Origin of the sequence: uncultured Tateyamaria sp. (assembly GCF_947503415.1) — a bacterium.
In the GTDB taxonomy this organism is placed as follows: Bacteria; Pseudomonadota; Alphaproteobacteria; order Rhodobacterales; family Rhodobacteraceae; genus Tateyamaria.
Window position 1 is genome coordinate 351,983 of record NZ_CANNDS010000002.1, and the last position, 15,466, is coordinate 367,448.

Annotated in this window: 13 protein-coding genes and 1 riboswitch; of the genes, 6 read left to right on the plus strand and 7 right to left on the minus strand. The window is 58.8% G+C overall.

The features are described 5' to 3' along the window. Positions 1-44 precede the first annotated feature (44 nt). The 4 genes from argC to Q1A32_RS12900 form a co-directional block, all read right to left on the minus strand. The gene (gene argC / locus Q1A32_RS12885) at positions 45-1,073 is read right to left on the minus strand and encodes an N-acetyl-gamma-glutamyl-phosphate reductase (RefSeq protein WP_299653779.1); all 1,029 of its coding nucleotides are present in this window, start codon (positions 1,071-1,073) and stop codon (positions 45-47) included. Between the two features lie 27 nt (positions 1,074-1,100). After that, a complete protein-coding gene (locus tag Q1A32_RS12890; protein WP_299612265.1) occupies positions 1,101-1,910 on the minus strand; it encodes a glutamate racemase in 810 nt (269 codons plus the stop codon). A gap of 9 nt (positions 1,911-1,919) precedes the next feature. Then, complete coding sequence (locus Q1A32_RS12895; protein WP_299612263.1) at positions 1,920-2,801, minus strand: lysophospholipid acyltransferase family protein; 882 nt, start codon at positions 2,799-2,801, stop codon at positions 1,920-1,922. An 86-nt stretch (positions 2,802-2,887) separates the two neighbouring features. Next, positions 2,888-6,307, minus strand: coding sequence for an indolepyruvate ferredoxin oxidoreductase family protein (locus tag Q1A32_RS12900; protein ID WP_299653781.1), 3,420 nt, complete (start codon positions 6,305-6,307; stop codon positions 2,888-2,890). Positions 6,308-6,476: 169 nt separating this feature from the next. Between Q1A32_RS12900 and Q1A32_RS12905 the strand changes: the two genes are divergently transcribed. From Q1A32_RS12905 to Q1A32_RS12930, 6 genes are all read left to right on the plus strand, one after another. After that, complete coding sequence (locus tag Q1A32_RS12905; protein WP_299612259.1) at positions 6,477-7,382, plus strand: LysR family transcriptional regulator; 906 nt, start codon at positions 6,477-6,479, stop codon at positions 7,380-7,382. Positions 7,383-7,629: 247 nt separating this feature from the next. Next, a complete protein-coding gene (locus tag Q1A32_RS12910; protein WP_299653784.1) occupies positions 7,630-9,915 on the plus strand; it encodes a mechanosensitive ion channel family protein in 2,286 nt (761 codons plus the stop codon). 102 nt (positions 9,916-10,017) lie between these two features. Then, a complete protein-coding gene (locus Q1A32_RS12915) occupies positions 10,018-10,404 on the plus strand; it encodes a hypothetical protein (protein WP_299653787.1) in 387 nt (128 codons plus the stop codon). 39 nt (positions 10,405-10,443) lie between these two features. Further along, a complete protein-coding gene (locus Q1A32_RS12920) occupies positions 10,444-10,863 on the plus strand; it encodes a hypothetical protein (RefSeq protein ID WP_299653790.1) in 420 nt (139 codons plus the stop codon). Between the two features lie 241 nt (positions 10,864-11,104). Beyond that, entirely contained in the window at positions 11,105-11,521 is a 417-nt protein-coding gene (locus Q1A32_RS12925; protein ID WP_299612255.1) for a hypothetical protein, read from the plus strand. Positions 11,522-11,728: 207 nt separating this feature from the next. Beyond that, on the plus strand, positions 11,729-12,124 hold the full coding sequence (locus Q1A32_RS12930) for a hypothetical protein (protein WP_299653793.1): 396 nt from the start codon (positions 11,729-11,731) through the stop codon (positions 12,122-12,124). A 123-nt stretch (positions 12,125-12,247) separates the two neighbouring features. On the opposite strand, the gene Q1A32_RS12935 is transcribed toward Q1A32_RS12930, so the two are convergent. From Q1A32_RS12935 to Q1A32_RS12945, 3 genes are all read right to left on the minus strand, one after another. After that, the gene (locus Q1A32_RS12935) at positions 12,248-13,804 is read right to left on the minus strand and encodes a sodium:alanine symporter family protein (protein WP_299653796.1); all 1,557 of its coding nucleotides are present in this window, start codon (positions 13,802-13,804) and stop codon (positions 12,248-12,250) included. A 12-nt stretch (positions 13,805-13,816) separates the two neighbouring features. Continuing rightward, complete coding sequence (locus Q1A32_RS12940; RefSeq protein WP_299612251.1) at positions 13,817-14,248, minus strand: universal stress protein; 432 nt, start codon at positions 14,246-14,248, stop codon at positions 13,817-13,819. A 290-nt stretch (positions 14,249-14,538) separates the two neighbouring features. Then, positions 14,539-15,162: a trimeric intracellular cation channel family protein gene (locus Q1A32_RS12945; protein WP_299653799.1), complete on the minus strand. Its 624-nt coding sequence runs from the start codon at positions 15,160-15,162 to the stop codon at positions 14,539-14,541. Between the two features lie 188 nt (positions 15,163-15,350). Then, a riboswitch (glycine riboswitch) is annotated at positions 15,351-15,435 on the plus strand. The last annotated feature ends 31 nt before the right edge of the window (positions 15,436-15,466 follow it).

Below are 15,466 nucleotides of genomic sequence, written 5' to 3' on the forward strand. Positions count from 1 at the left end.
TCTCCCACCCGACCAAGAATATTCGTACGAAAATTCTTAACCCGCTACGGAAACAACGGGGCCATCATCAACCCCTCGGTCTCGGAGATACCTAACATTAGATTGGCATTTTGCAACGCCTGCCCCGACGATCCCTTGGTCAAATTGTCGAGCGCCGCAACCACAACGGTCCGCCCGGGCAACCGATCCGCCGCCACACCGATATGACAAAAATTCGATCCACGCACATGGCGGGTCGACGGGACTTCTCCCATCGGCAGCACCTCAATGAAAGGTTCATGTTCATAGGCCTGCACCAGCGTGTCAAAAATGACCTGTGCCTCGCCTTTCACGTAAGCGGTCCCAAGTATGCCCCGGTTGGCCGGGATCAAATGCGGCTGGAACTGGATATTGACATCCCGCCCCGCCACCTTGGAAAACTCCTGATCGAACTCGCCCAGATGCCGATGCGCACCGCCGGTGGCATAGGCGTGATAGCCCTCGGACAACTCCGCATGCAGGAGGTTCTCCTTCAACGCGCGCCCTGCCCCTGAGACAGCCGCCTTCAAATCCAGAATGATGTCATCCAGATCAATCACACTTGCCGCAATCAAGGGCCGCAAAGCAAATTGCCCCGTCGCCGCATTGCATCCCGTGCCGGCCACCAACCGCGCAACTGCAATCTCGTCCCGATAGAACTCGGTCAGGCCGTAGACTGCCTCCCGCTGCATCTCGACCGCCGAATGCGGGTTGCCGTACCACTTGGCATAAGCCTCCGGGTCCCGCAGCCGGAAATCCGCACTCAGATCCACGATCCTCAAGTCGCGCGGCAGGCCCGAGATCACCTCTTGGCTGGTCTTGTGCGGCAACGCACAGAAACACAGATCAATGCCAGTCCAGTCAATCTGGTCGAAGGCAACCATCGGCGGCAAATCCAGATGCCGCAGATGTGGATAGACCTGCGCCACGGTTTGCCCGGCTTTAGAGAACGCACCCAAAGCTTTGATTTCAATGGAAGAGTGTCCGGAGATCAGCCGGATCAATTCAGCGCCCGTATAGCCGGAAGCGCCCAGAATAGCGATGTTGTAGGTCATGTCAGTCTTCTTGAATAAGGTGTCAGATCAGGCGGCTTCAAACGTGATCTGTCGTCGCAAAAACTGCGTTGCACGCTGGCTGACAGTCTTGGGATTGCCCGTGGTCAGATAGGCAGAGGTCCCGGCGCCCACCTTGTCCGGATGCCGCTCCAGATAATCGGCAAGGCTCTCGCCCACGAGGCCAGCCTGTGAATACACAGCCACATCCGCGCCCAGCGCATCCTGAAATTCATCCTGCATCAGCGGGTAATGGGTACAGCCCAGGATCGCCGCCTGCGGATGGGGCATCTTGCGCTTCAACGCATCCACATGGGATCGGACCAATGCATCGGCCAGGATCATGTCACCATCCTCAATGGCGTCAACAACACCGCCGCACGCCTGTGCTTCCACATCGACGCCAATGGCGCGAAACGCCAACTCGCGCTGAAACGCACGGCTTGCCACCGTTGCAGGGGTCGCAAACAACGCCACATGCTCCACAGCCACTTGCCGAGGCGGAGAATTATCCCCCCACTGCCGCTCTGTCAGCGCTTCGATCATCGGCACAAACACACCCAGAACGCGCTTGTCCGTGGGCACCCACCCCTCTTGCATGCGCCGCAACGCGGCGGCAGAGGCGGTGTTGCAGGCCAAAATCACAAGATTGCAGCCCGCATCGAACAGGCGCTGCACGGCAGCCGTCGTCAGCTCATAGATGTTGTCCGCCGTCCGCACACCATAAGGTGCATTGGCGCTGTCGGCGAGGTACACGAATTCCACATCCGGCAGCCGCTTTTGCGCGGCGTCCAGCACGGTCAGCCCGCCCAAACCGGAATCGAAAATACCAACTGCCATGTCGCGCCCTTACGTGCGGTGCCGCTCTTCGAACTCGTACCCCAGATCAAACACCTTGTTGGGGTTCGGGTTAAGCTCATACGTGGCTTTGCGCAGAAACTCCATCATCTGTTTGGGATCACCCGACATCGGGTCCAGCAAATCACGGCCAATCGGCTCGCCCACGACGACGTCCACAGGCGTATCCACCCGTTTCTTGAACTCCTTGATCAGCAGCCCAAGGCGCAGCGTGTTGTGCAAATGGCTGGCAATCTGGAACAGGCGGCTTGTGTGCCCGTCAAAATAGAGCGGTACAACGGTCGCCTCGGACTTGGCCACCATGCGCGCCGTAAAGCTGCGCCAACCGGGGTCCATGGGGCGCGAAAATGGCTTGGCCGCCGTGCTGACAGTGCCCCCCGGGAAAATGCCAATCGCCCCGCCCGCGCCCAGATAGCGCAACGCCTCCTTGCGGGTCTCGATGTTCAAGGCCAACGCCTCGCGCGTGTCATCGAAACTGATCGGCAACAGCACTCGGTTCAGCTCTTCAGCCTTCTTGAAAACCGAGTTCGCCAGAATACGGAAATCACCCCGAATGGTCGACAGGATATGCCCCATCATCAACCCATCCATGATGCCGTAGGGATGGTTCGCGATCAGTATCAGCGGCTGGTCGCGCGGGATATTCTCCAACGCACCAGCCACGACATTCAACGTCAGGCCGTAGCGTTCCACCATGACGGCCCAGAAATCCCGACCCGCCGCAACCTCGTGTTCGTACCCTTCGGCGCGTTTGATCAACCGCAACCGCCCGGTCGTGTTCTCAAGAATACGGATCAAAGCCCGCCCGCCCTTGGTCTCGGCTGAGTGGGAGTAGCTGATCTCGCGCGTGATCTCGCGTTGGCGATTGGGCATGATGCGGGGCCTGCTGACTAAGCTCATTCCCGTATTACGGGGCGGGCGCAGTCCTGCCTAGCCCATATGACACGGGTGTGACGTGATCACTCAGCCGCTTTTGCGTGGCTCGGTCCCCCGGCGCGGATCACAGACAACAGCTCTTCGCGCCGTTTCGCAGCCTTCACTTCATTGGCCTGCTTGACTGGCCCAAAGCCACGGATATCCAACGGCAAAGCAGCCAAAGCCACAATCGCATCACGGGTGTTGTCCCCCAGTTCAGGCAACACGGTTTTCATATCCGCCTCATATTGCTTGATCAGCGCCCGCTCCATGCGGCGCTCTTCGGTCCTGCCAAAGATATCCAACGGCGTGCCGCGCAGCGCTTTCAGCTTCGCAAGCAAACGGAAGTTCCGCATCATGCCGGGGCCATATTCTTTCTTCATGGGCCGCCCATCAGGCCCTTCCTTGGACAGCATCGGCGGGGCCAGATGGAACTTCATTGTGAAATCGCCATCAAATTGCTCCCGCGCCTTTGCTTCTGTCTCCAAATGCAGGCGGGCCACCTCGTACTCGTCCTTATAGGCCAGCAGCTTGTGGTAGCCCTTTGCCACAGCCTCGCGCACGGCGACATCATCAATCCCGTCCACCAGCTTGCGATAGCGTTTGGCAAGGCGCTTCGATTGATACTTCACCAGATGATCCGCCCGGAACGCGATCTTGTCCTCCAGGGACTTCGGCAACTGGATCACCTTCGGCTCGGCAATCCGCGCCGCTTCCTCGGTATGCAGCACCGCCCAGCGCCCAATATCGAACGCGCGTTTGTTGCGCTCCACCGCCGCACCATTCAGGTCAATCGCCGCCATGATCGCTTCAAAGGTCAGCGGCACCAGCCCCCGCTGCCACGCCGCGCCAAAGATCATCATGTTGGAGAAGATGCTGTCGCCCATCGTGGCCTTCGCCAGATCAGACGCATCGAACATGTCCACCCGATCCTGCAACCGCGCCTCAAGGGCAAGGCTTAGCCGTTCCGACGGCAGCGCAAATTCCGTATCGCGGGTGAAATCCCCGGTAATGATCTCGTGAGAGTTCACCACAGCCCCCGTCCGCCCCGTGCTGGTCAAGCCAAGGGTCTTCGCCCCGGCGCTCACCACCAGATCGCCCCCGATCAACGCGTCACACTCGCCGGTCGCCACACGAATGGCGCTGATGTCGTGGGGATCGTTGGCAATACGGCAATGGATGTGCACGGCGCCGCCTTTCTGAGCCAGCCCCGCCATCTCCATCATTCCGGCGCCCTTGCCGTCAATATGCGCCGCCTGCGCCATCACGGCACCAATGGTGACAACGCCCGTACCACCCACACCAGTGATCACCACATTCCACGTGCCATCAATCTCAGGCACTTCGGGCATCGGTAGGTCCGGCAAATGCAACTCGGTCGTCGCCGCCTTTTTTACCTGCGCGCCTTCCAGCGTCACAAAGCTGGGGCAAAACCCCTTGAGGCAAGAGAAATCCTTGTTGCACGACGACTGGTCTATCGCCCGCTTCCGACCAAGCTCGGTCTCTTTCGGCACGATGGACACGCAGTTCGATTGCACCCCACAATCGCCGCAGCCTTCGCAGACATCCGTGTTGATAAACACGCGCTTGTCGATATCCGGGAACGTCCCACGCTTCCTCCGCCGCCGCTTCTCCGCAGCACAGGTCTGCACATACACAATGACAGAAACGCCCTCGGTCTTGGCAAACCGCTCTTGCACAATCTGCAACTCGGCCCGCTCATGGGTCGGCACGCCGGACGGAAAACGCGACACATCCACGTCTTCCTTGTCGTCATAAACAACGGCCACATGCTGGCAGCCCATGGCCCGCACCTCGTCCACGATGCGATAAGGATCAAGGCCACCCTCATTCCCCTGCCCGCCCGTCATGGCAACGGCGTCATTATACAGGATCTTGTAAGTGATGTTCGTACCAGCCGCCAAAGCCGCGCGAATGGCCTGCACACCGGAGTGGTTATACGTCCCGTCCCCAATGTTCTGGAACACATGACCCCGCTTGGAAAACGGTGCTTCGCCAATCCAGTTGGCCCCCTCGGCCCCCATATGCGTGTAACCAATGGTCTCACGGTCCATCCATTGGACCATGTAATGACAGCCGATCCCGGCATAGGCGCGTGACCCTTCGGGCACCTTGGTGGACGAATTATGCGGACAGCCCGAGCAGAAATAGGGCAGCCGCGCCGCGATATCCTCGGCATTGTCGGACCGGCGCGCCTCGTCCAGCTTCGCCAGCCCGGCTTTGATCCCATCGGTATTGCGATCCTCCTCCAGCAGGATCGCCCCCAGCTTTTCTGCAATCAGGATCGGGTCCAGCGCCCCACGAGTCGGGAACAACTCCTCGCGGTGCATGCCCCCGGCACCACCCTTGTACCAGCCATAGACGCGCCGCCCCCGCCGGTCGTCAAAGATCGCCTCCTTGATCTGCACCTCGATCAGCTTGCGCTTCTCTTCCACGACCACGATCAGGTCGAGCCCCTCGGCCCAGTCATGGAACCCTTGCATATCCAGCGGAAAGGTCTGCCCAACCTTGTAGGTGGTAATGCCCAGCCGCTCGGCCTCGTTCTCATCGATATTCAGCAGGTTCAGCGCATGAACCAGATCCAGCCAGTTCTTGCCCGCAGCGACAAAGCCGATCTTGGCCCCCGCCTTGCCCCACATCCGCTTGTCCATCTTGTTGGCCGCACTAAAGGCTTCCGCCGCAAAACGCTTGTGGTCGATCATCCGCGCTTCCTGCTCGGTCGGAGTATCCACCAGCCGGATGTTCAGCCCGCCCTCGGGCATCGGGTAGTCTGGCACGGTTAACGTCAACCGATGCGGATCGCCATCCACCACAGATGTCGCCTCCACCGTGTCCTTCATGGTCTTCAGACCGACCCACAGCCCCGAAAACCGGCTGAGCGCCCAACCATAAAGGCCGTAATCCATGATCTCCTGCACGCCCGCTGGCGACACCACAGGCATGTAGGCATCAATCAGCGCCCATTCGGATTGGTGCAACACGGTCGAAGACTCACCAGTATGATCGTCCCCCATGGCCACCAGCACACCGCCGTTCTTCGACGATCCAGCCATGTTGGCGTGCTTGAACGCGTCGCCCGACCGGTCCACACCCGGCCCCTTGCCGTACCAAAGGCCGAACACACCATCGAATTTGCCCTCGCCCCGCAACTCGGCCTGTTGGGATCCCCAAAGAGCCGTCGCCGCCAGATCTTCGTTCAATCCGGGCTGAAAGGTCACGTCGGAGGCGGCCAGTTGCTTCAACGCCCGCGTCATTTGCATGTCGACCGCCCCCAAGGGCGATCCGCGATATCCCGTCACCAAACCGGCGGTGTTCAACCCCGCAGCGACATCCCGCGCCTTTTGCATCAACATCAAGCGCACAAGCGCCTGCGTGCCATTCAAAAGAACGGGGCTCTTTTCCAGATCGTAGCGGTCGTTCAAGGATATCTTTTGCGTGCTCATCAATGGCCTCCCTGCCGTGATCAGTCTTGCATAAATTTGAGATGATAATAGGTCACAAATACTGACCTTGCCATAAAAATCTTCGTGTCTTTCCGGTTCCGGTCCACGGGGTCATGTGAAATACGAAGATTTCGGATAGGGTGACGTTGACGTTAAGGAAGTGGTGCGAATGGACTGGGACAAATTACGAATATTTCACGCCGTCGCGGACGCGGGAAGCCTGACGCACGCGGGTGATAAGCTGAACCTCAGCCAATCTGCGGTCTCGCGCCAAATCCGCGGGCTCGAAGAATCACTGAACGCCACCCTTTTTCACCGCCACGCGCGTGGGTTGATCCTGACGGAACAGGGCGAGTTGCTGTTCGACGCCACCACAGCCATGAACAAACGGCTCGACACGGCCAGCGCCCGCATTCGCGACAGCGAAGAGGAAGTGTTCGGCGACCTGCGTGTAACCACCACCATTGGCTTCGGCACGCTGTGGCTGGCCCCGCGTCTGGTCAAACTCTACGAACAATACCCCGACCTGCGCGTGGACCTCATGCTCGAAGAACGCGTGCTCGACCTGCCGATGCGCGAAGCGGATGTTGCCATCCGCATGAAAGAACCCAGCCAGGCCGACCTGATCCGCAAACGCCTGATGACGGTCAAGATGCAGGTGTTCGCTACCCAAGCCTATCTCGATGCCAACGGCACGCCGGAGGAATTGAGCGATCTCGTCGACCACAGGCTGATCTGCCAGAATGTGAACGCGGCCCAAGTCGGTGCAGGCAGCAGCCTTGTGCAGCATCTTTTGACATACGAAGTGCGGTCGCTTTTGACGGTGAACAACTATTTCGGCGTTTTGCAGGGCGTGCTGCAAGACCTAGGTCTGGGCATCCTGCCCGACTATGTCAGCCTCGATGACCCGCGACTCATACGTGTATTGCCAGAAATCGAGTCCGCCGATGTGCCTGTTTTTTTGGCATATCCGGAGGAATTACGCCAATCCAAGCGAATTGCCGCCTTTCGCGACTTTGTGCAGGAAGAGATCATCGCCTACCGTAAAGTTTTGAGGGCAAAGGAAAAAACCTGAGGCATGCAGAAATCGCATATCTGCCATGCCTTCGCGGATGCAGAAAGTGCCTTGATCGGCGGCATGTGCGGTCCTACCTCGCCTATTGAAGAGACACGGCGCACATCGCGCCCTCTTCATACCTCCCTGTTGGACTTGGCCGAGCTTCGTGCTCGGCCTTTTTTTTGAGCAATCGGTGAAATGAATCTCCTTGCAACAGTGATCCTGCGCGCCCCACAGTGCGAAAAATCGCTGCGTCGGGGGACATATGCGCACTCTTTCCAATCTGTTGTTGGCCATGGTGGTCACCTTGGCGGTAGCATGGGTTAATCCAGCCTCCGCACAATCGCTTGTGACAACCGGATCGACGACCGAAGACCCCGGAGTGACACTGCCGGATCCGCTCACGCCAGAGGCCGCGAATGCCCTGATCTCCCGGCTCAGCGACACGCAGGTGCGCGATCTGCTTTTGGATCAGCTCAACACCCAAGCCGCCGAAGACGTCGAGGACGAAGACGTCTCGCAGCTCTTTTACCACTCAACGGCGGGCGCATTCGCCTCCATCACCACGTCTATCGAACGGCTCCCGATCCTGTTCAGCAGTCAGGCTAAGGCCTTTTCCAACTTTGCCAGCTTCCTCGGCGTGGACGGCCTCGCGCGCACGTTCGGCTTTCTGTTGCTGGCTGTCGCTGGCGGGATCGCGGCCGAGCTTCTGTTTCGGCGCATCACAAGTGCATGGCTGGTCCTGCCCAAAGAGATGCCGGAAAACAGCGGCCTTGCCCAAAACGTCATCCTACTAGTCAAACGTCTCACCAGCGAAATCGCAGCTGTCGGCGTGTTTGTCCTCGCCGCATATCTGATCACCTACTACCTCGTTCCGCCGTTCTATCGTCCCTTCATCGGAACAGTTGGCCCGCTGCTGATCGGCTTGCCCCGCCTTGCAATCGCCGTGTCGCGGTTCCTCATGGCGCCGAACAACCCCGCATACCGGCTTGTGCATGCCACTGACGCCACGGCAAAGGCCATGGTGTTTCATATGTTCTGGTTCGTCTTCCTGATCGGCTTTTCCACCTTCATCGTCCGTTTCAACGCGGCCAATGGGGTGCCAGTCGGGGAATCCCGGCTGGGCTTCTGGCTGAACCTCGGCATCCACCTGTACGCAGCCATCGTAATCTGGCGCTACCGCGAAGCGTCCGTGATGATGATGCGAGGTGCTGATCCCGACGTCAGCCCGGTCGAAGAACGCATTGCCCGCGCTTTTCCGTATTTCGGGGTGTTTGTGGCGCTTGGCACATGGTGGATCGTCAACATCGTGGCCAGCACCGGCAACTTTGCCCTGCTTGCCGGTTCACCCCACTACAAGACCATGGGCCTGCTGCTATTCGCGCCAGCCATGGATACGTTGATCCGGGGCCTCGTGCGACACCTCGCGCCGCCCATGACAGGCGAAGGACCAATTGCGGAGCGGGCCTATGCTTCCACCAGACGGTCGTACATCCGCATCGGTCGGGTGATCGTCTTCGGCATCGTCCTGATCACCATCGCCAATTTCTGGGGCATGAGCCCCTCCAGCATCGCCTCTGCCGGCGTCGGGGAACGTTTCGCCGGCAACGTAATCGAATTCCTGATGATCCTGTCGATCGGGTATCTGGTCTACGAGGTCGTCTCGCTTTGGATCAACCGCAAGCTGGCGGCGGAACAAACGGCAGCAGGCTATGATCCCGAGAACGAAGAGATGGGTGGCGGAGACGGCGGCGGCGCGGGTGGATCACGCCTGTCGACGGTCCTGCCCCTGATCCTTGGGGTCAGCCGGGCCGCAATCATCATCCTGTTCCTGCTGTTGGGCCTGGGCAATATCGGTATCGACACGACGCCGCTGCTCGCGGGTGCCGGTATCGTCGGTCTGGCCATTGGCTTTGGCGCGCAAAAGCTGGTTTCCGATGTTGTGTCGGGCATCTTCTTTCTGGTCGACGACGCCTTCCGCACTGGCGAATACGTCGAAGTGGACGGCACCATGGGCACGGTCGAGAAGATCTCGATCCGGTCCATGCAACTGCGCCACCACCGCGGTCCGGTCCACACGCTGCCCTATGGCGAGATCCCCAAGATCACCAATTACTCCCGCGATTGGGTGATCATGAAACTGCGCTTCACCGTTCCTTTCGGCACAGACCCCAACAAGGTCAAAAAGATCTTCAAAAGCATTGGCGCCGAAATGCTGGACGATCCGCTGTTCAAGGACGACTTCCTGCAACCCTTCAAATCCCAAGGCGTGTTGGAGTTCGACGACGTCGGCATCGTCATGCGCGGCAAATTCATGGCCAAGCCGGGCACGCAATTCACCATCCGCAAGGAACTGCTGACGCGCGTGAACAAGAAGTTCGAAGAGGCCGGGATCGACTTTGCCCGCCGTGAGGTGCGTGTGGCCATCCCGAACCTTGATGAACACGACAAGCTCACGGATGACGAAAAAATCGCGATCGCCGCCGCAGCAAGCCAGGCAGCGCAAGAGGTGGTCGAAGAAGCCCCCGGAGGCAGCAAACCCGGGGACTGACGGCGGGCAATGCACCGCCACACAAAGCCGTGACGCCTTTTGCCTTTGTGCCGCGTTGCCCCACCTTTCAGGGTAGCGCGTGCACGCAAAAGGGAGAAGACAATGCGATCCGCAAGACACCTCATGGCAATGGCCCTTTTGGCCCTGCCCGCCTCCATCGCCCAAGCTGACCTATCTTCGGCCGATATCACGGCCCTGTCCAACAACTCAAAAGTACGCGTGCTGTCGTCAGACGGCGCCGTTCTGGGCACCGGTGACGGCATCAGCTTTCAGGGCGACCGCGCTCGATTGTTTCTCAAGACACGGGGCGGCAACATCTTCCGGCGTACGGGCGGCAAAGACATCGTGGTCACGACGCTGACCGAACAACTGACACTGCGCGGAAACGATCTGATCATGGACGCCAACGCCGAACGCATCAAGATCAGGGCAAACAAGTCGTTCACCGATGACAGCTCGCCCATTACGGTCCTGCTGATCAACCGCTGAAAAAAAGTTCGAATAAACCCCGCGCGGCGCGGGTTACCAGTGCATGACAATCTGAAAGGACCATTTATGCACATTCGTATCAAATCCATCAAAACCACGCTCGTCGCGCTTGCGCTCGGGATCGCCGCCACCGCCAGCCATGCCGACCTGACAGCGGCAGAGGCAGCAACGGTAGAGAAACTCCGCAATGCACAGGTGCTGTCCTCCGACGGCGCACTGGTCGGCCTGATCGAGGGCGCGTCCATCAGCGGCGGCCGTGCGTCGCTGTTCCTCAAGCCCGCAAGCGGTGATGTGCTGCGCAGAAACGGCAAAGAAATCATCATCCGCACCAACACGACCGAACTGACACTGCAAGGCAACCAGATCATCCTGAATGCCAACAAGCAGCGGGTGCAGACAAAAGCATATGTGCGCAAGGAGGACGACGACCGCATCCTGGTGCACCTGCCGCGCATCTGATCACTTTTCACAAACCATTTGCATGACGCAGCCCCCCGGAGCCGTTCGCACCGGGGGGCTATTTTGTTTTGAATTGCGCGGAAGCCCGTTTTGATTGACCGTGCCAGGGCGACTCCACAAAACGCGCGATCAAGGCGGCTGTTCCATTGATTTAAAAAGATTTTTCTTGCGTTTTTTGGGAACGATTTCGCCGCTCGGGCTGTTGTCCAGTCGAAGTTAGATAAGTGAAAGGAAAGTTAAAATGACACGCAAGTTTGCACTGATCGCCTCGACCGCTCTGGTAGTTTCCGCAGCACCGCTGCTGGCCGACGACTACTCCGGCATGAAATTCGACCCCGCAAACACACTGGCCGGTGACACCAATCGCGTCGCCACCATCGACACCACCGAAGGCGGCAATGTCGTGACCAGCGATGGCGTTCTGCTGGGCCAGATCGAAGATTTCAACATCGGTGAAAATGACCGCGCAGAAATCATGATCGACATGGAAGCTGGCCTGCGTTTTGACGGTGACACAATGGATCTGACCATCGATCCTGAGAACGTGACAGTGGTCAATGGCGGCGTGGCACTCAGCCCAAGCGCGGACGACCTGTATGCAGCTGTCGGCCTTGGCGGTCAGAACACAGCCGGTCCGGTTGAGATCGACTTCAAATAAGCGATTGCATCACTTGGTGCTACGACACGAACGGGTCGCTCTGCACATGCAGGGCGGCCTTTTTCGTGTCTGAGCCACGGCCCTCTTCACCTTCGGAACACATTGCCGCGGGTACAATTGTTGCAATCAACACGTGGCCGTGACGCGTCCTTTCATCCTCAAAACGGGTGCCCACCTTCTGCTCAACAGCACAGAAAGGACGTTAAAATGAAACGTTTCAAAACCGCCGCTACCACGCTCACCGCTGCTCTTGTGATGGGCCTGTCCGCCACCTTCGCCCAAGCCGACCTCAGCGGCTCCGACATTGCCGCTATCAACGGCAAAAGCGGTATCCGCGTTTATTCTTCTGATGGCGAATTTGTCGGCCAGACCTTTGGGTTGAGGATCAATGGCGAACGGACACGACTGTTCCTGTTGTCGCGATCCGGGTCCACCTTCAATCTGCGCGGCGGACGGGATGTGATTATCGCCACACACACCGACAAGCTGACATTGCGCGGCAACCAACTGGTCCTCGACGCCGACGAACGCCGGCTCAAGGTCAAGGCGCATACGTCTGGCTCCAGCGACAACCGGATCACGATCCACCTGCTGAACCGCTGAGCCGTGTGCAGGTGCCAATCGCGGGAACGCCCAAGTGCCTGACACACAGTGCCACACCGGCATGACACAAACAAAACGGCCGCCCTCTCAAAGGGCGGCCGTTTGCATTACCTGTGTGTACGGCTAGTGCGAGAATTTCTTGATTTCACCCGAGCTGAGCCGCGCACTGTAAGAGTTCAACTCCTTGCGCACCACTTTCATCAGGAAGTACAGGCAGAAGATATTGACCACCGCCATCGCAAAGATCGCCGCATCCGAGAAGTCGATAACTGGCCCAAGGCTTGCCGCCGCGCCAATCACGATGAAGATGCAGAAGATGATCTTGAAGACCAGTTCGGTCGTCTTGCCTTCGCCAAACAGATACGTCCATGCTTTCAGGCCGTAGTACGACCAGGAAATCATGGTCGAGAACGCAAACAGGATCACCGCAATCGCCAGCACAAAAGGGAACCAACTGATGGCAGAGCCGAATGCAGCCGAGGTCAGCGCGACACCGGAATTGCCATCAACCGTTGCAATCGCGGTGCCCGCTTCGTTCAGCATGTAGTTGCCGGTTGCCTGATCAACGATCAATTGCTGCGAAATGATGATCACCAAAGCGGTCATCGTACAAATCACAACCGTATCGATCAGCGGCTCCAGCAAGGACACGAAGCCTTCCGTGATTGGCTCTTTGGTTTTCACCGCAGAGTGCGCAATCGCGGCAGACCCCACGCCTGCTTCGTTAGAGAACGCCGCCCGCTTGAAGCCCTGGATCAACGCGCCGACAAAGCCGCCCGCGACACCCAGGCCCGTGAACGCCCCGGCAAAGATCTGACCAAAGGCCCAACCGATCATGTCGAAATTGACGATCAGAACGATCAGCGCGGCACCCACATACATGACGCCCATGAACGGCACGACTTTCTCGGTGACCTTGGCAATGGACTTGATCCCGCCAACAATCACGGCAAAGACGACAGCCGCAAAGATGATGCCGGTGATCCAGCCGGGATAGTCCCCGGTGATCTGCGTGATTTGTGCATGGGCCTGGTTGGCCTGGAACATGTTCCCGCCGCCCAGCGCACCCAGAATACAAAAGACCGAGAACAACACAGCGAGGATCTTGCCACCGGGCAGACCCAGCTCGTTGAAACCCTTGGAGATGTAGTACATCGGGCCACCGGACACGGTGCCGTCCGGGTATTCGTTGCGGTACTTCACACCCAGCGTACATTCGGTGAACTTCGACGCCATGCCCAGAAGGCCCGCAAGGATCATCCAGAACGTGGCACCGGGCCCCCCGATACCGACCGCCACGGCAACACCCGCGATGTTACCAAGGCCAACAGTACCCGACAGAGCCGTGGCAAGCGCCTGAAAGTGGCTGACTTCGCCCGCGTCCTCAGGGTCGGAATAGTCGCCTTTGACCAAGCCAATCGCGTGGCCGAAAAACCGGAACTGGACCGCGGCAAAGTAGATTGTGAACACGGTCGCGCCGATCACCAGCCACATCACGATCCATGGAAAGGCCGTGCCGGGAATGGGGGCAAAGATGAAACTGACAAACGGCCCCGTGAAACTTGCAAAGGCCTCGTTCACGCGCGCATCCAGCGATGCGGCGGCCTCTTGCGCCTGTGCAGGCACCGAAACGGCGATGAAAGCCGACAGCGCCAGCAGTATTGAAAATAGCTTTTTCATTTGGACAGATCCTTATGCGACGACAGTGACGGGAACGCGCGCGTTCATCACCAGATTTGCAGTTGAGCTGCCAAACAACCGAGACGTCAAACCACCGGCACTTGCCCGTGCCACGATAATCTGGCTTGCGCCTTCTTTGTGGGCAATGTTGTCGATGGTCTCAGCCACGTCGCCATGGCGCACGATGGCCCGCGCAGAAAACCCGGCTTCGGTCAAAGACGCCACCGCCGGGTTCACCACCCGATCCATGGCCACCGCAATCTCTTCTTCGCGACGCTTGTGGCGCTCTGCATTCTCTTCGGGGGTCTGGAATGAAAATGGTGACCATTCGATCACATAGACGACGATCAACTCGCAATCCGTCGTCTTGGCGGCCAGTTCCTTGGCGAACGCTAACGCGTGTTCGCCGGAACCATGACCATCAAGGCCAATAACTAGTTTCATGAAGCTGTCCCTATTTTGTAGTCTTATTTCAGGTATCCGGGGATTGGGCGGTCCGTGGATATGTGCTCCCGGTCCCGTTACCTTGGATCAGGCTAGGGCTTTCGTTTCTCTCAGTCTACACTTGCGATCAGCGGGCTAAGCAAGGACATGCCGTGGCTGGCTGTGTGGTTCAAATTTAGGCCACGTGATGACAAGCGTCGCATGGGATGCGCAAAACCGGCGCAAAACGGGTGCCAGCGCGCCCTTTGCAAACCCTCGTGGCCGTGTCCTGACAACGGACCCGCCTGCCCCTAGACCCGTGGCGGACGTGATTTGTAGACAGGCAAACGCCACCCGAAATACAAAGACCCTGCGCGCAGGGTAAATGTCACGGCCGCACAGATTGTGGCCCCAAGGCTCGGCGACAGATCAAAATGGCTGGCAAGGGCCGTCGCTGCCGATCCACCAAGGGCGCAGGTGACATAAAGCTCGCCCTGTTTGAGGACCAGCGGCACCTCATTGGACACCACGTCACGCATCAGCCCGCCCATGCATCCGGTAATGATGCCCATCACCACGACAACCGGTGCCGAATGGCCCAGCGCCAGCGCAATGCCCGATCCCGCCGCGACAGCCACCGCCAACGCAAACGCGTCCAGCCAAAGCAACACGGCGTACCGGCTCTCCAACCGATGTGCCGTCACAAACACCAACAAGGCCGCGGCACTTGCAACGCCCAGATAGGATGGGTTTTCGATCCAGAACACGGGGTTCCGGTCCAGCAGAACATCCCGCAACGTACCCCCGCCCACCGCAGTCAGGATCGCAAAGAAACAGAACCCCACGATATCAAGCTGCGCCCGACTTGCGACCAGTGATCCTGTCAACGCAAAGACCAGGACCGACGCGTAATCCAGAAAAGCAAAGAGTGTCATGTCGGATACTTCTAACAAGGCAGGCCAGAACCTGAGGCACCTATCAGGTGACCACCACGTTGTCACGGCGACATCGGAAGGCGCAGGCCGCCCCAGCCGCGTATGTGACTATGCTCCAATCGCCTACTAACCCGGCCGCAGATATTTCACTTGCCATATCGGTCGAGTTTCCGATACGAAACTCGAAGCGCTTGACGTTGGGAGAACCAGATCACTGGTGCCGAAGGAGCAACTGCCTCGGAAACTCTCAGGCCACAGGACCAACGACAGGCCCCAAGACTCTGGAGAGTGATGCCAACCGCAT